Raw genomic sequence first — 17,204 nt, forward strand, 5'->3', positions numbered from 1 at the left:
TATTGATTCGCCTAGCAGTACGCCAATACTTCTAGGCATTTTTTTTATGTATATATTGAGATATTCTTTTAATAGAAAGTAGCTTACAAAAGCAGTATAAATATACAATAAAAGCCCATAAACATAAGAGTTTACAACACTTTTTAACTAAAATATTAACGTCTGTTAAAAACTTTTTAACCACTCGAAGCGCAGAAAAACAAGAACTGTTATCTAAAAAATAAAAAGCTTTTGGAAGGGGTATATCAAAAAAATTTCTGGCAAGGGGTGGGAAAAGGATATAGTAGGTACACACTCCAAATCTTTATAAAAATTTTCAGATTTGACTACAGAAGATTTTATATATAGATTTGGGTAAATAAGACTATAAATATTATATAAAAAAACGACTAATATTAATAAGAAATAATTAAAAGTCCAAATAACAACAAAAGCATATTCACTAGTAACTTTAAAGTTGTATCTTAATATTATTTTTAATCTTAAAATGACACAATACGATTTAAACATCTTTTCTCCAAGTGAATTTGAAGAATTCTGCAGAGATATATTACAAGTCAAACTAAATATATTTATAGAATCATTTAAAACAGGAAGGGACGGCGGTATAGATTTAAGATTTTCAACTCCTGAAAATAAAAATGTTATTATTCAATCTAAAAGATATAAGGACATAACATCTTTAAAAAACAATCTAAAAAAGAAGTTCCAAAAGTTAAAAAACTGAATCCCTCATCTTATATAATTACAACTAGTATTGGACTATCTCCCTATAATAAAGAGGAAATTAAAAAACTTTTTGAACCATATATAAAATCAACAGAATATATATATGGAAAAGATGATTTATTAAATATTCTAGCCCAAAATAAAAAAATTGAAGAAAAATATTATAAGTTATGGATTGCTAGCACCACAATACTAGAAAAAGTAGTCCATAACAAAATCTATAACCAGTCACAATTTGAACTACAAGAAATTAAAAACCAAACAAAATTATTTGTTCAAAACGAAAGTTTTCATGAAGCATTAAAAATTTTAGATAAATATCGTTATATTATAATTTCGGGAATACCTGGGATTGGAAAAACAACATTATCCAGAATTTTAACACAATATCTTCTTTCAAATGGATATGATGAATTTATTTATTTAAGTGATAAGATTGATGATGGTTATACTTACTTTAAAGAGGATAAAAAACAAGTGTTTTTATTTGACGATTTCCTTGGCAAAAATTTTTTGAGGCAAAAAGTCTCCAAAAGAATGATGATAAAATAGTAAAATTCATTAACAAAATTAAAGATTCTTCTGATAAAATATTAATATTAGCTACAAGAGAATATATATTAAATCAAGCTAAAGAAGTTTATGAGGCATTTAAAATACATGATATAGAGATTGCAAAATGTATAATTGATTTATCAACATATACAAAAATAATTAAAGCGAAAATTTTATATAACCATTTATTTCATGGACAAATACCTGAAGAATATCTAAACAATTTACTTGAATTTGATAATTATAAGAAACTAATTAATCACACCAATTATAATCCTAGAATAATCGAAACTTTTATTAAGCAAAAGATTTGGAATAATTGTAAGCCAGTACTTTTTTTAACACTATTAAAGGGTATTTCGACAATCCTCAAAGTGTCTGGCAGTACAGTTTTGAAAACTCTTTAGATAAGTTTTCCCAATATACACTTTTAGTTCTATCAACACTTGGAAATCCAGTATTATTGACAGATTTAGAAATAGCTGTAGAAAGTTTTCTATTGAAAAATTCTAAATTAGGAATTAATTTTGATTCGTTGACTTTTTCCAAATCAATAAGAGAATTAGAAAATACTTTTATAAAAACAATTCTAGACAAAAAAGGGAACATTGTTATTGAGTATCAAAATCCTTCTATCTATGATTTTTTGGTAAATTATTTAAAGGATAAGAATAAAATAATAGATGATTTAATAAGCTCTTTTATTTTTGTGGACCAATTTCAAACAATATTTTCTGGACAAGAATTATTTGGTAAGATAAGATTAAAGCAAGAATTAATAGATAGTCTAGCAGATAAATTAATAGAGCTAGAAGATAACCACAAAACTTGTAGAATTTACAAAATTGAAGTTAATGGTTTACAATTTACTAAAAATAATGATTACATATATGGATTTATTAACTATCTAAATACTCATTATTCTATATATAATAGAAAAATAAAAGAATTTATTTATAATAATTTTAATCAACGATTAATTTTTACAGGCTACAGTTATCATTCAGACTATTTAGACCTATTAGGAACACTTGAATTGTCAAAATTTAAGATTGATAAATATCTAATTTTAGATTCCTTTCTCATTTATAGTTATTCAATTTATCATTTAGAATTATTTGAAAGCTTTTTTCTATTTTTCCAGAAAAATATCAAAAATATATTAATTCACCTCGTTTTTTTGAATTAGCACGTAGATTAATACTGGAAGAAAATATCAAGGATGAAGAAACTATTTATTACAAAGCTACGTTAGAAACAGTTAATGCAAAATATAATTTAGGTTTAGAAAATCACATAAACGAAATTGAGATACTATCAGCTCAATTCAACAACTACATCAATCATGAAATAGAAATTACAAGTGACATGAAAACTGATGATTATTTCACAGATAACTTAAACGAAGATGTAATAATTAAAGAAATATTCAATGGCTTAAAAGAGCTATAACTATCTTCAGAATTAAGAATTCATTTTTTTATATATTTGTGCTTAGAATTTTATCGAAAATATAAAGCGTTAGCTATTATTTGAGTGTCTCAAAATCGCCAATTTTAAAGTAACACCTCAGAAAATAATAGGTTAATGCCTACGCTATGGCGTGGGCTGAACTTATTTGGGGTGGGGCGTTTGGCGATGCCTGAGACCAATAAGGCTTAGTCCCACGCTTTCTTCATTATTAACCTTCACTTTAGGGGCTAAGTGATACAATAAATCACTTATGAAAAAAATTACCATTTCCGCATGCCTTTTACTCGGAACCCTTTGTTTTTCTCAATCTATTACCAGAAAATACAATTCATACTATGATAGATATGAATACTACGAGCCAAGCGGTAGCATGATTAGCTATGAAAAGTATAACAGCTTCACTAAACAATGGGAAATGTATAATGTTGATGGTTCAGCAGTTTCAAATACAGCTCGCAAACCTACACAATACCGTAACCCACAAGAATTGAATATTTCAAGTTTGGGAAATGCCACAACTATTTTACAAAATAGATATAACAATAATGTTCAGCAAGTTCAAAATACAATAAATAGTATATCTAATCAAATCAATAGTCTAGATGTAACCAATGAACAAAGAAGGCTTATCTCTGATACTTTTCAGAAAAGTTGCATTAATGAGATAAATAGAACAAGAATTAATTATGCATCAGCAAATGAAACTAGCCGTGTTATACAGTGGCTATATGATTCTGTAAATACAATAATTAGAAATGTTACAGCTAATTAATCTGTCATGAAAGAAAAAACAACTATTCAGATTGACCGTAATATACCTAAATCAATATTGATAGGTTTTGTATTAGCTTTTTTGACTGTTTTTGCAGTAGAGCATTTTAGTATATTCTCATATATCCCCAATTTGAATATCCCTAGTACAGATAGTAACGGAAAGATTATTTTGAGTGGAACATACGACCCAACTACAACACGTGTAGCTACATTGTATCAGACTACACCTTTTGGAACAAGAATAAACCTACCCACAAACGGCATGATGTGTAGTGAACTTCTGATTGAGGGTTCAGACTTTAAAAGCTACTCTAACAAAGGCTTGTTATTTGCAAAATCTGTATTCAATGATTACAAATATCTTTTGCTTTTTTGGTTAGTCTATACGTTAATCACGTTGTTTTTCAAAAGGTACAGATTAAAGGTTATGATTCTGATATTACCAACTTTAGGTATCAGTTGTGATAAGACCAAACAAGAGCCAATAGGAAGCTGTATAAGACCCATAGACACGACAAAAATCAGCTCAAACAACACAAATACAACAATACCTCAAAATACACCCAAAACAGCCGTAAAACATTCGTTTGTAGTCTTCAAGGTAAAAGATAGATACTTCGGGAAAGAATCTGTAATAGTAACAGGAATATTTAATACACCTTACATTATTAGCACGGATGATGAATACATAATTTTAGATGATACACAGGCTAAATGCAATGCCTATTTGTTTGACAAGAACATTCTTGAAAGATACATAATGAGATTTGACAGCTACGCAGAAGCAAGTCAGGAAAAAGAAAGAATCTCTAAAATCCGAAATACTACTAATAGCCAAACTCCAAAAACTATGACTAAAGAAGACCAGGAACAAGCTATTAAAGAACTAAAAAGTATTACCCCCGAAGAATGGGAAGAAGCAAAGAGATTGCAGACTGAATATGAAATCTGGGAAAACGAACAGAAAAGAAACAACAATTATAACTAAAATCAATTATCATGAAAAAATTATTTTTTACGCTTTTATTAGCATCAGCACCAGTATTATTTTTTGCACAGGAAGAAAAACCTAAAGAATCACAAATAGCAAAAGAATGTGAGCTTCCTGCTGATTTCAAAGAGCCAATCAAGAATAAACGCCTAAAAAAGTTCGTAGCCATTGATAATGGAGTTGAAGAAAAAGAAATAATCATTATCAGAGCGCAAAACGGTCTAGGTAGTGGAATCTATACGGCTTGTGTAAAAGGAAAGCCTATTAAGTATCAAAAGATGGGAACAGTTTTTATGCGTGAGGGAAATAATCCTTTTGATAACTCAAAGTGATATTGTAGTTTAAGAATGATAAATGATTCCAAATACAATAATATACCATTTATTTTAATTCTATTAACATTCAGCAACAATCATAAGAATCATAGTGAAAAGGAAATAAAAAAATCATTACTCAAAACCTGTTTACATAAACAGGTTTCGTTATATAAAAGATTAATTAAAAGGAATAAAATGAATTACGGTTTTCCACATAATTAAGAAATAAAAAATGCTTAAATTAGAACCTTAACATCCATATATAGTGAGAAATAGACTATAATGAAATTATTACTCGTAGATGATATACCGAATTCAAAATTATTTAGAGCAAGTTCATTTAGATGTTTCGAGTAGCATCTCAAAACAATTTGACATGCAAAAGAATCATTTTGCAAAGTTTTGCACTTTTGATTTGATTAATTTTCATCTGATTAATCAATATATTTTAGATGAAAATAAAAAAGATTTTTTCATTAGTATTCCAGAAAGTGAATATAGACCAAACTTTTTTGCTTCAATTTTTCATTCAATAGTTTTAGTTAAACTTTATCAAAACTATTTTAGTCACGATAACGTAATACCGACTTTAAATAAAGGAGATTTAATTTATGGAAAATACAACCAAGAAAATAGAGTTTTTATTGTTAGAAGTATTTTTACAGAACAAATAAAAATAAATTTCAAATTTCCTAAAAAAATGAATTTGGGATTAGTGATTTTTCACTCAATAAGCAATTCTTTACTAAACTAAATCCCAATTTAGTAAATACAAAAAATTCAGTAAAAAATGTAGATTCTTATCGTGAATTTTTGTCTTCTAATTTCAATGTTGATTTTCCGTTTATAACTGATTTTAAAAATAGGACATTAGTGATTGCAGAAAAACAATTTTTCAATGAAAGTAAATTTCTACCAATTCGATATACAAACAAAAATGGAAAAATAAGTAATGATTTACCCTTTTTCAGTTATTTAGTTGAATGTTGTAATGACTTTAACTCTGCAAAAGAATTTTTATTGAATAATAATCAAAGTTTTGATGAGATAATTATTATTGGAGATTCTAAATATCGAGATAATTTTGACTTTATTCTTCACGAAAAATATAGAGATAAATACAAAAACATTATTCTTATTGGTTCAGAAAAACCAAATACCGAAAATCAGTTTTTGGAATGGTGTTGGTCTAATGATGAAATCAAAATTGCCAATAATGAAGTGTTAAGCAATTTAACAAAAGTAGTATTAAACAATGATAAACTATATTCTTTGTTTGTAGATTTAAAGTCAGAAATTGAAAACATAAAAGAAGAAAGTCAAGTAAATCTCGCTTTTATGTTGAAATACTCTAATTTCTTTTTAAGAATGATTTTGGTTAACACCAATTTATCAAAAGGAATTTTCCAAGAATACTTAGACAGATTAAATTACTATTTCCAAAGTGAAACATTTGCTGAAGAAGTGAATAATCTTTTTTTCGGAAAGGATATTTATAATCCCGATACTATTAAAAATTATACAAATAGGGTTTTTGATAAATTTTCTAAAATTTCAGCGTCTCTGGAAAATGAAAATATAAAATGGAACTACATAAAGGAAAAAGCGAAATCTAATCAAGGAAAATTCATTTATTTAGTTGTAGAAAAGAAGAATTATGATGCGGTAAATAATCAAATAATAAATGAAAGAATAAACAATATTTGCTTAATAAGCGACAAACGAATCGACAATTCAAAACTTTACTTTGACAAATGGTTGAGTGATGAAAAAACTCACAAAACAAATTGGTAATAATTCCATATCTAAATAATTTGGAGCTGTTTACAAAAGTTAAAGGCACAAAAGGAAATTATGAAATTCTTTGTTACGAAAACTTAGATGAAATTTCATTTGATAATATAGAACAAATTTATCAAAGTCAAGAAAACATAAAATTGACACACATTGATAGATTTAAATTTATAAAAACAAATTTTTCACATATAACAAGCGCTAAAAAGAGAGATTTAGAAGAGATTTTTACTTTTGATATATATAATGAGAATTTCAAAAATAGTCCTTACGAAACCATTGATTTACCAAAAGAAAAGGCAGTTTATGAGATTTTATTTGATGACGGAACAATAGAAAAATTTGATTCATCGAAAGGAGTTTTTCTAATTGAAAACGGAGAACAGATAAAAACCACAATTGGCGAGGTATATGATAATGCTACTATTAGATTTTATCAAAACAATAGTGCAAATGAGTTTAAGCGCATTTTGAAAATTTTCGATACAGAAAACTTATTGGACTCTTTTGATGAATATTCTGAAAGTTGGAAGCAGACATTGAAAAAGCTATCATTAGATTATGGTGGAATTGAAAAACTTTATCGGTTAATTTTTGACACTTATAAAATAAATTACATTACGTTTAAATTTTATTTTTCTGAAAACACAACAACAAGATTTCCAAGAATGAAAACATTAGAGGCAATTCGAGAATTTTGTGTAAAAAATGGTTATAAAAATGATTTGATAGTTAATAATTTTGAAAAATTCGAAGCTTATTCAAAAAAAGACCATTCCATAAGACAGCAAGTAGGAAAAATTTTAGGAAATGATTTGTTAGATTATGTTGCTTGTAATAAAACAGAAATTAGTGATTCCTTAAATAAATTGCCTAAAGAAATTTTGGAGAAACTGACCAAAACAATTCAAGAAAAAACTATAATTAGAAAAACCTTATTAAATGAATAAGTACACCGAAGAGCCAAGATTAATATTCAGGGACACCATTCAAAATAATCTGATTGGTCCAGGTTCCGATATTTTTGTTTCTGATGCTGAAAATGAAATAATTTCTGATTACCCTTTAAGTAGATATTATTCAGGTATTTTATTTCCCGAAAGAGATATAGCAACATCAATTGGAGAAAAAGAAACAATTGATACCAATGCTGAAGTTGAAGATGACGATTTAGAAGAAAATCTTACTTCATCAGCTGAGACTGATGAGACAAATGATGATGAAATTATTAAAATCAATAATGTAGAACCTGAAAAGGAATATTCGGAAGCAAACCAATATTTTCCAACCAATTTTGGACTGACGTTTTGCGTTCCAAAACAAATGAAAAGTATTGATGTGACTTTTAATTTTGCAAAGTATAATCAGATTGACTCAGTAAATGCAGTAATAGAAATTGAGGAAAAAGATTATCGTTGGTTTGTTGAACATCAATATAATTACATTAGCAGCTACTTCAAATATGAAAAAGGACGAATGTCCTTAAATAAAGAAGTTTTTGAAAAAGGAGATTTAGATATTCGAAATTTTAGGCAAAGATTCAAAGAAGATGAAAGGCAAGCAGAATTACTCGACAGCATTCCATACAAAAAAGCGGAATTATTATTAGGTCGTCTTTGGAAACGCATAAAAAGAGAACCTTTTACAGTAACACTTGATTTACAAGAAATCGATGTTGATGAATCAAAGGCATATCCAATAGATGAAAATCAAGACAATAGGTCAATTATTACGTGCTATTATAAAAAAGTTTATGAAACAGATTATGGTAAATTCATAAAAATTTTGTTGGCAAATAGATTAAATCACCCGAAAAATAAATTTTCTTATAGTAATGAACAATTAAATAGAAGCGCAATATTTCAAGGGGAAATACTTATATCTGGTAAGGAGTTTTTACCGTACAAACAACTTGCAGAAATAAATCCGTTTGATGAAGAGCTTAACTTAATAAACTTTCAATATAGAGAAGAATATTCTTTTGGAATTGGTCATGGTTGTGCTGTTACTTGGAATAATGATAAGAAGCCAACTGAATTAAAAACAACGTTTTTACCTGATGTTGATATTAAAAATTATAGTAACGCATTCAAAGAGACCTTTCCACAAGAATTGAAAGAAATAACAGCATTAAAAAATCTTTCAATTTGGACGGATTTAGATAAATCAACAATTATTAAAAAATTAAAACTATTTGCAAAAGAATATAAAGATTGGATAACAAACGAGCAGGAAACCACAATTGCAGAAAACAATTATAAAAAGTCTTTAAATACTATTTTAGAAAAACAAAATGCTACTTATAAAAGATTAATTGAGAATATAAATTTTCTTGATTCTAATGATGTTGCCTTTAAATCTTTTAAAATAGCAAATACAGCAATGTATATTCAAATGCTTATTTCTAATAAAGACTTGTTTGGAAAAAAAGGAATTGAATTAAACGAAATCAATAAAAAATTCAATTACAATGATTTATATTTTTTCAAAAATCATTCATTCAGTCCTAATTACAGACCATTTCAACTAGCATTTTTCCTTTTGAATCTTAAATCAATAATTGATGAAGATTCTGACGATAGAAATAATATTGTCGATTTACTTTGGTTTCCAACAGGTGGTGGAAAAACAGAAGCGTATTTAGCAATTACTGCATTTACAATTATAAGTAGAAGAATTTTATATGGTGAAAATGCTAATGGAGTTTCTGTAATAATGCGTTATACATTGAGGTTGCTTACTGCTCAACAGTTTGAAAGAGCAACAAAGCTTATTTTGTCATTGGACTTTTTACGAAGAAACTTTCAATCAGAGAATGAATATTTTTTTGGAAACGAAAAAGTATCAATCGGAATGTGGGTCGGAGCTTCCACTACTCCAAATTCATATAAAGATGCTCAAAAAATTTGGAAAAATGTAAATGATGAAATTGTTAAGTTAAACATTAAAAAGGAAGGTAATTATCATAAATTAAATACTTTCCCAATTACAAGTTGCTCTTGGTGTGGTTGTAATTTGGTAACAAAAAATCAAAATGAAAAATACGATTTAGGCTATTCTGCAACAGATAAATCATTTTCAACAAACTGTTTAAATCCTGATTGTGCATTTAGTGACGAACTGCCAATCTATTTTGTAGATGATAAAATTTATCAAAATCCACCAACATTACTTTTTGCAACCGTTGATAAATTCGCAATGCTTTCTCATAGAGAAGAAGGACACAAATTATTTAATTCCCAAGAAGAAAATAAACTTCCCCTGACTTAATTATTCAAGACGAGTTACACTTATTGAGTGGTCCATTAGGTTCTATTACAGGTTTGTATGAATCTATTGTAGAAATGCTTTCAACCAAAGGAAACAGAAAACCTAAAATCATTACTTCAACTGCAACAACAAGGAACACAGAACAACAAGTAGCTATGCTTTATGGAAACAGGTCTTTGAATATATTTCCACCTATGGGGGTAACCTTTGATGATAATTTCTTTTCTTATGTTTCCAATGAAAGCAAAAGAAAACATATTGGATTTATGCCAACAGGAAAAACTGCCCTCAACTCACAGATACGAATATTAGGGAATTTATTATTAGCTCGTATTGAATTGTTCAAATATTTTAGAGAAAAAAACAATTATCACGAGAAGAGGCAATTATTAAAGAAGATAATTTTTGGACGATAGTTTCATTTTACAACAGTTTGCGTGATGTTGGTAAGATATACAATAAGGTACCTGCCGAAATTTCAGATTTTTTAAAATTACTACATAATCGTTATCACCTAAATAAACAACTTTATGGGTTCAATTATTTTGGATTATCAGGAAGAACAAAAGAATTGACAAGTAGAGTTGAGAGTAATTCTATTAAGAAATTGCTTACTGAATTGGAAGAACCCTTTCAGTTAGTATCAAAAGAAGGTTGGGGTTTTGTACAAAATACGGTTGACTTAGTATTAGCTTCTAATATGTTTTCTGTTGGAATAGACATAGAAAGATTGAATGTAATGTTGATGAATGGGCAACCTAAAAATGTTGCAGAATATATCCAAGCATCAAGTCGTGTAGGAAGAAAAGACAAAGGAATAGTAATCAATTTATTAGATGCCAATCGCTCAAGAGACAAATCATATTTTGAAAACTATGTACCTTTTAATAATGCTTATTACAAATTTGTAGAACCTTTGAGTGTAACACCTTTTACAGAAATAGCTTTAGATAAAGTTTTAGCTAGTTTATTAGTTTGTTTTGTTAGACATAAGCAAGGTTTATATCCAGACAAAAGAGCAAAAGATTTTGTTGGAAATTATGAAGAATTAAAAACATTTATTTCTGAAAGAATTAAGAATGAAAAACAATTACAATACGCTTTGGACAAATTAAAAGATTTAGTTGATAAGTGGACTTCAAAAGAAGGCGATTTGACTTATAAAATCTTGATTAAGAAAATGTCTGATTTAGATGATTGGAGCTTAATGATGTCAATGAGAGAAATAGATACGAATAGTATTGTAAAAATAATTAACAAATAATGGGGCAATTTGAACAAATACAAACAAGAAAAGCTATAAGCTCTTACGGTGGCGTTGGTTCTATTATAGAAACAAGAGATGGCTCAATATTAATCGAAAGTTTTGATAAGTGGCCTTTTTACCAGCGTGTAGAAAATGAGTTTGAGGAGCATAATTTTATAAATGATAAAAGGTTTAAAAACCGTTTGAGTAAATATTTTCAACAATTAGAAAATTTGGTTAAAATTCCTGTAAATGAATTAAGAAAAGGATATGACCCTGAAAATAAGTTTGCTTTTTTATCTGCTAAATATTTCCCCGAATGGTTTTATTGTAATAATTGTCATCGTTTTGACAGAATTGATAACTGGAAACGCAATTGGGATAACAATGTAGAAAGTCAGCACAAAACTACTAATATGGAACGAAGTTATTTCTATCCACCAAAATGTTATTGTTGTTATGTAAACAATAGAGATAAGAAACGTAGATTTTTTGATTTGGAGCAAGTACGATTTATTCTAACGGCACCAAATGGAGAAATCGCGGATATTCCTTGGGATAAATGGGCTTTGTTTTTAGACGTAAAGAAAAAAGGGAAGAAAAAGGAAGTTGAAAATGCAAGCACTGAAGAAGAAATTATCACACTTTCAAATATTCAAGTTCCTGACGATGTAATATTTGAATATAAGACTTCTGATAAATTAGATGACTTGAAAGGAATTTGGATAATGGCAAGGCGAAAAAATGGGGAACAAATAAGCTTCGCTACTTTATCAGGTCTGTTTAATTTAAGAGTGAAAATACAAGACTTATTACCCAATACAAAAGAAACTGATATTTTGTTTAAACCTGTTATTCGTTCAAGTAATAGTGTCTATTATCCTAATATTTTATCAAGTATCTATATTCCTGCTAATGATGAATTGAATGAGTTTACAATCAATTTAATCAAAGAAGAGTTTGAAGATGGTAGTAATGCAAATCAAATTTCTAAAAATCTAAGACGATATAAAAATATTGATATTGATGCTAACATTGTACAAAAATTAATTGACAATAATTTTAGTGAAAGAGATGCTGAAATTGCAAAAACAGAAAATCAATATCGTCATGATGAGTATAAATTTATAATTGAGAATTGTTGCGAAAGAGTTGAAGATAAATTAATATTCAACAAAATTAGTAATGCTTTTTTCAAAATGATTTAATTAAATCCATTTATAAAATGGACAAAATAAAAATAACTTCTGTTCAAACTTCATACACAAGACAAGAACCCATTTCTACCAATTCATTTTTAGAAGATGAAGACACAGAAAAAATAACAACCGAAAGTATAACTAAAAAATTTACATCCAGTTATGGAGTTAATACAAAATATTTACCTGCTATTGAAAGTTTTGGAGAGGGAATATTTTTTGAGTTCGATAATAATCTTTTAGATAGGTGGATTTCAAGTAATCCAAAAATACAAGAGAGAATAGATATTATTATTGGTAATCACAGTTATTTAGATTCAAATTTTGATGAAGACTTGGTAATTAATCCTAAATATATTCTAATCCACACATTTTCACATTTGATAATAAAAGAATTAGAATATCTATGTGGTTATGCTTCAACATCAATTCAGGAACGTTTGTATTTAGACAATGATTTAGAAATGAATGGGGTTCTAATTTATACAATAGCAGGTTCGGAAGGAAGTTATGGTGGAATTACTTCAATATGTGATGATGATAGGATTGGTAAATTGATAGAATCGGCAATGATTCGTGCAACTGATTGTGCAACCGACCCAATTTGCTATCACACACATGGGCAAGGTGTTGCAAACCTTAACCTTTCTGCATGCTTTAGTTGTACCTTACTTCCAGAAACTTCATGTGAAATGTTTAACTGTTATCTTGATAGAAGAATTTTAATAGATAATAATTATGGATTTTTTAAAACCATTTTATATGTATAACAGTTAGGAGAAAAAACTTTACTTCTATTCATTTCATATATAGTAAAAGATTGACTTTATTACCATCTAACAAAGTCAATCTTTTAGTTTTAAAAAAATAATGTATTTATAATTTTCTCTCATATTTTTTTAGATTGTATTGATTAGATTAATGAGAGTAATATACAATTTTTTCAAATTTAAAATCTTCATTTTGTCTGAAATCCACCCCTCTTTTAACAGCATACTTATTCCCCTGGACTTTTTCAAAATACTTGCGAAAATATTTATTTACATATTCGAAAAAAACTGAAAGTTGCTCTTCATTAATTTCTATTCCCGCTTTTTTATACAATAACACCCAATCTTCTAAAGGCAAAACATTGGCATATTGACCCATCATTCTAACTACTTCTCCATCAGTTGAGTGTGATATTAGTTTTAGAAATACATTTAAATCTATTCCCGACTTTAAAACTTTTTTAAAATCATTTATTTGTTCGATTAATTCATCCATAAATTTATAATTTTCTGATTATTTTCTTTATTCTCATACTTTTAAATGTAATATTTTAAGGAATGAAACCAAACCTTCCTCTTCCTTTTACTCCAGAAAACCTAATATGATTTATTATATCTTTTATATCTGATGGAGGTTCTTCATTTTCAATTATTATAAATTGTTCAATATTACTTTTAGCAATATATCGGTAAAAATTCATTGCTAAATCTTCATCAATTCCCTCTCCTTCGCTATCTGGTTTTCTATAAGTAACTAAAGGTGAATCCAAAACAGGAACTCCGATAGCATACTCTTTACTTAGCAATAATTCTTGTAGAGCTGTAATGAAAACAGCATAGTATATTGCTCTGTAGCCCTTTCCAAATTCATTTCTTAGTTCACCAGCAAGTTCAAATTCGAGAGCTTTAATATTAAAAGAAACATCCTTCCTGATTTTAATTCCTTTTAATATTTCAGTCATTTTTTTGCATAACGGAGTAATATTGCTTGTTGTTATTGTGTCTATATTATCTTTTGTAATATCATTGGGTAAAGACTCTTCTAAAGTTGAAATTGTATTTTCATAACCAACTGCTTTTTCCAAGTTATTCTTAATGCCTAATAATTGACTTTTTTATTACTAAGTTTTGATATAACTTCAATAATTTCATTTAATTCTGTTCCTATACCAACATTCAATTCTTGTTTTAATGAGTTCGTTTCCTCATTTAACAAATCCTTTGAATTTTGAAGTTTATTCTTTTCGCTTATTATGATAGCTCTCGAAGAGCTAAGTTCATTTAATAAGGAATGAATTTTATTAATTTCATTTTTACAGGCTATTTCAATTTCATTTAATGATAGTTCATCAATTTCTTCATCAATTTCACTATGACACACAGGGCATGAATGATTAGTTGAGCTGGATAAAAAAGAGCTGGCTTCTATCGTTGATTTCAACCTGTCAATATCACTAAAATATTGTTTTTCCAAAATACTTGACCTCTTAAATAATTCAAGAATTTCCTGAAATGCACCTTGTGTTTCTATTAATTCAACACTTTTGGTTTTATACTTATCTTCAATATCAAGATATGATTTTCTAATATTATCAAACTTTTGTTGATTTTCTTTTAAAGACTTTTCAATTTTCGATAATTGTTCATTGATTTCTCCAAGCTCATATCCTTCTAAGTTTAAATAATCTGATTCAACAATTATATTTTTTAGGATTTCTATTTTACCTTTTCTTCTAGCAATCTCATCAGAACTTAATTTTACTGAAACACTACTATCATCTTTTCCTGTTATTATATATTTAAATACATTAGACTCTTCTGTCATATGCATATAATGTGTGTAAATTGGAGAGTTTTTGGTAATTATTCTTACCTCATCAATTAAAGAAAATTTTATTAAGTTACGATAAGACAAGCTATTAGCATTTCCTTTTTTATTTTTCCTGATTTTTTTATCTGAAATATTATTCAATTTTAATAAGAACTTTGAAATATTATCAGATGATTTTGAATCATGTTTCTTTTTTAAAACTTCAGGATACGGAAATTTGTGTATTTCACTTATTTTACATTTATAAAGATTGAAAAAAGTTGATGTAAAGCCACTTTCAAGCGTATAATATTCTTCCTCAGATTTTAATTCTAAATATATTTTTGAATATGGTCTAATTTTTTCTGGGCTTTTAGGTTTATCAGATGAGCCTAACATATAATCTAAACATTCGAATATTAAAGTCTTACCAGTATTAGAAGGTCCCGAAATAACATTTAGCCCTTTCGTAAATTTTATTATAGCATCCTGAACATTCTCACCGCATAAACGAAGTTCAGTAAAAATAAATCCTTTTTTCATTTTAATATACCTAAGTTAAATTCTGAATGTATGAAATCTACCTTATCTTCAAACAGTTTTTTTAATTCACTCCCTTCAAAACAATTATACTTTTTCATAAACCAATGCACTCTTATTAGTAAATCACCTGTGTAATTTTCTGATAGATTCTCAATAAAAGGTGATGAATTTTCAGATGCAACATACTTAACTCCACTAGTAGAATAGCTAATTTCAATCAATGATTTTTTTATAAAAAAGTTTAGACTATCTTGGATAAATTTTCTTCTAACATAAATTTCGCTTTTTCTATGAGGCACTGGTACATGTAAACTTTTCATGGAAGCATCAAAATCTCCAGAGTGTATAATTATATAATCAATATATATAAGACTTTGAACATCTAATTGAATAGGATAAATCTCATTTAAAATACATAATGAACGTAATCCAATTTCAATTGGATTATTAAAAGGTGTTGTATTATTCATCTATCCATTTAATTTTATTATTATTGACAAGTTGATGGCATATACCTTTTCTATCATTTATAATACTTACTGCTGTTATTGGATTTGATGTAATTTGAAGGTTTGATGCTTGTTTTTCAACTTCTTTTATTTTTTGAAAAGCATTATCATGATAATCTTCAACAATATCTATAATACCATCATAAATTTCTTCTTGAAAATCTTCAAATGTGTTTGTAGGTAAACTATCCCTATAAAAGTTTCTCAGTTGTTCTGCATAGTGAAAGTTAATTCTGCTTCTGTTAAAATGATTTGAATATTGTTCAATACTATTAATATCACCAGCTGTAATAAACTTTTTATTTGCCTCTGAACCATAAGATAAGAGAAGTTGTTTAGTGTAAACAATCTCATATTTGTTAACTACGGTTGGAATACTTGCTTTATCAAATTTTGGGCGTTCAGGTAAACCACCACCAAAACGGATGATATGATTAGGATGTAATTTATGTTCCTCTATTACATTCTTAATATTTATTTTCTGAAATATTGAGAAGTCAAATGAATTTAGGTATTGTAGAAAATTATCTTTTAGCTCTATTGAAACATTTTTTGAAACTTTATCTTTACAATGATTATCCCAATTTGCAATTAGATTTTTCTTTAATTCATTTGGATTCTGCAAAAACTTCGATAAGCTAGTCCCGCATCCTTTCGGAGCAACAAAATAATAATTTTCAGGAATTGGATATTCCCCAACAGAAGTATAATATACTATTTTAGCAATTTCTACATAAACATCTGTAGGATAAAGAGGCTTATCATAATGCTTACATTGATAACAATCCCAAGAATGTTTAGGATTATTCTTATCTGTAATATAGGCAACAACATCTCTTCCTTTATCATTTGCACCACCTAATCTTTCTATTTCACAATATACCCTCTTTTTTAATTCAAGCCATTCAGATGTAAATTCCTCCCACTCCTCAGGAGAGAAAATTTCAATTCGCTTAATCGGAATAACATTTGCTCCATAATTAACAGCAAATTTCGAAGTAAATTTTTCAGCGCTCATGTAAATAATTTCATATTGTAAGTGCAATTAATTATTATTGAAATCAAATGCACAATACTTTGAGTTAGTCATAGTTAGTCATAAATATAAGAAATATTTCAATTATATGAATAACATCTATGAAACCATAACAGAATTTTGTATTTCATATGGATAAATTATAACAAATCACGCCTCATTAAACTGTCCAAATCTTTTAATATAGG

At 27.5% G+C, this 17,204-nt stretch carries 18 protein-coding genes and 1 pseudogene; 14 read left to right on the top strand and 5 right to left on the bottom strand.

The features are described 5' to 3' along the window. Positions 1–487 precede the first annotated feature (487 nt). From N4G44_RS18130 to N4G44_RS18195, 14 genes and pseudogenes are all read left to right on the top strand, one after another. The gene (locus N4G44_RS18130; RefSeq protein WP_474928667.1) at positions 488–727 is read left to right on the top strand and encodes a restriction endonuclease; all 240 of its coding nucleotides are present in this window, start codon (positions 488–490) and stop codon (positions 725–727) included. A 251-nt stretch (positions 728–978) separates the two neighbouring features. Beyond that, positions 979–1,691: pseudogene (locus N4G44_RS18135) on the top strand (nSTAND3 domain-containing NTPase). Positions 1,692–1,747: 56 nt separating this feature from the next. Further along, positions 1,748–2,473 (top strand): hypothetical protein, encoded by a 726-nt coding sequence (locus tag N4G44_RS18140; protein ID WP_474928669.1) that lies wholly within the window; start codon positions 1,748–1,750, stop codon positions 2,471–2,473. A gap of 534 nt (positions 2,474–3,007) precedes the next feature. After that, the gene (locus N4G44_RS18145) at positions 3,008–3,529 is read left to right on the top strand and encodes a hypothetical protein (RefSeq protein WP_474928671.1); all 522 of its coding nucleotides are present in this window, start codon (positions 3,008–3,010) and stop codon (positions 3,527–3,529) included. A 6-nt stretch (positions 3,530–3,535) separates the two neighbouring features. Beyond that, positions 3,536–4,519, top strand: coding sequence for a hypothetical protein (locus N4G44_RS18150; protein ID WP_474928672.1), 984 nt, complete (start codon positions 3,536–3,538; stop codon positions 4,517–4,519). A gap of 11 nt (positions 4,520–4,530) precedes the next feature. Then, a complete protein-coding gene (locus N4G44_RS18155) occupies positions 4,531–4,854 on the top strand; it encodes a hypothetical protein (protein WP_474928673.1) in 324 nt (107 codons plus the stop codon). A gap of 361 nt (positions 4,855–5,215) precedes the next feature. After that, complete coding sequence (locus N4G44_RS18160; protein ID WP_474928675.1) at positions 5,216–5,593, top strand: hypothetical protein; 378 nt, start codon at positions 5,216–5,218, stop codon at positions 5,591–5,593. Positions 5,594–5,712: 119 nt separating this feature from the next. Then, a complete protein-coding gene (locus tag N4G44_RS18165; protein ID WP_474928677.1) occupies positions 5,713–6,633 on the top strand; it encodes a hypothetical protein in 921 nt (306 codons plus the stop codon). A 20-nt stretch (positions 6,634–6,653) separates the two neighbouring features. Continuing rightward, complete coding sequence (locus N4G44_RS18170) at positions 6,654–7,583, top strand: hypothetical protein (RefSeq protein WP_474928678.1); 930 nt, start codon at positions 6,654–6,656, stop codon at positions 7,581–7,583. Beyond that, the gene (locus N4G44_RS18175) at positions 7,576–9,903 is read left to right on the top strand and encodes a hypothetical protein (protein ID WP_474928680.1); all 2,328 of its coding nucleotides are present in this window, start codon (positions 7,576–7,578) and stop codon (positions 9,901–9,903) included. Before N4G44_RS18170 ends, N4G44_RS18175 begins: the two co-directional genes overlap by 8 nt. A gap of 23 nt (positions 9,904–9,926) precedes the next feature. Continuing rightward, positions 9,927–10,319, top strand: coding sequence for a hypothetical protein (locus tag N4G44_RS18180; RefSeq protein ID WP_474928683.1), 393 nt, complete (start codon positions 9,927–9,929; stop codon positions 10,317–10,319). A gap of 17 nt (positions 10,320–10,336) precedes the next feature. After that, on the top strand, positions 10,337–11,167 hold the full coding sequence (locus N4G44_RS18185; protein WP_474928686.1) for a helicase-related protein: 831 nt from the start codon (positions 10,337–10,339) through the stop codon (positions 11,165–11,167). Continuing rightward, on the top strand, positions 11,167–12,357 hold the full coding sequence (locus tag N4G44_RS18190; RefSeq protein WP_474928688.1) for a hypothetical protein: 1,191 nt from the start codon (positions 11,167–11,169) through the stop codon (positions 12,355–12,357). Before N4G44_RS18185 ends, N4G44_RS18190 begins: the two co-directional genes overlap by 1 nt. A gap of 17 nt (positions 12,358–12,374) precedes the next feature. Then, on the top strand, positions 12,375–13,118 hold the full coding sequence (locus N4G44_RS18195; RefSeq protein WP_474928691.1) for a Zn-binding domain-containing protein: 744 nt from the start codon (positions 12,375–12,377) through the stop codon (positions 13,116–13,118). Positions 13,119–13,266: 148 nt separating this feature from the next. Here the strand turns inward: N4G44_RS18195 and N4G44_RS18200 are convergent, their stop codons facing one another. From N4G44_RS18200 to N4G44_RS18220, 5 genes are read right to left on the bottom strand one after another with little or no spacing between them, the layout of a single operon-like run. Next, the gene (locus N4G44_RS18200) at positions 13,267–13,614 is read right to left on the bottom strand and encodes a hypothetical protein (protein ID WP_474928693.1); all 348 of its coding nucleotides are present in this window, start codon (positions 13,612–13,614) and stop codon (positions 13,267–13,269) included. A 55-nt stretch (positions 13,615–13,669) separates the two neighbouring features. After that, positions 13,670–14,203 carry a hypothetical protein gene (locus N4G44_RS18205; RefSeq protein ID WP_474928695.1) on the bottom strand — a complete coding sequence of 178 codons (534 nt, stop codon included), beginning with the start codon at positions 14,201–14,203 and terminating at the stop codon, positions 13,670–13,672. Positions 14,204–14,217: 14 nt separating this feature from the next. Next, positions 14,218–15,471 carry an AAA family ATPase gene (locus tag N4G44_RS18210; protein WP_474928698.1) on the bottom strand — a complete coding sequence of 418 codons (1,254 nt, stop codon included), beginning with the start codon at positions 15,469–15,471 and terminating at the stop codon, positions 14,218–14,220. After that, a complete protein-coding gene (locus tag N4G44_RS18215; RefSeq protein ID WP_474928700.1) occupies positions 15,468–15,941 on the bottom strand; it encodes an ABC-three component system middle component 2 in 474 nt (157 codons plus the stop codon). Before N4G44_RS18215 ends, N4G44_RS18210 begins: the two co-directional genes overlap by 4 nt. Beyond that, entirely contained in the window at positions 15,934–16,998 is a 1,065-nt protein-coding gene (locus N4G44_RS18220) for an ABC-three component system protein (protein ID WP_474928703.1), read from the bottom strand. Before N4G44_RS18220 ends, N4G44_RS18215 begins: the two co-directional genes overlap by 8 nt. Between the last annotated feature and the right edge of the window lie 206 nt (positions 16,999–17,204).

It is taken from the genome of Chryseobacterium sp. GTID13 (assembly GCF_056172655.1).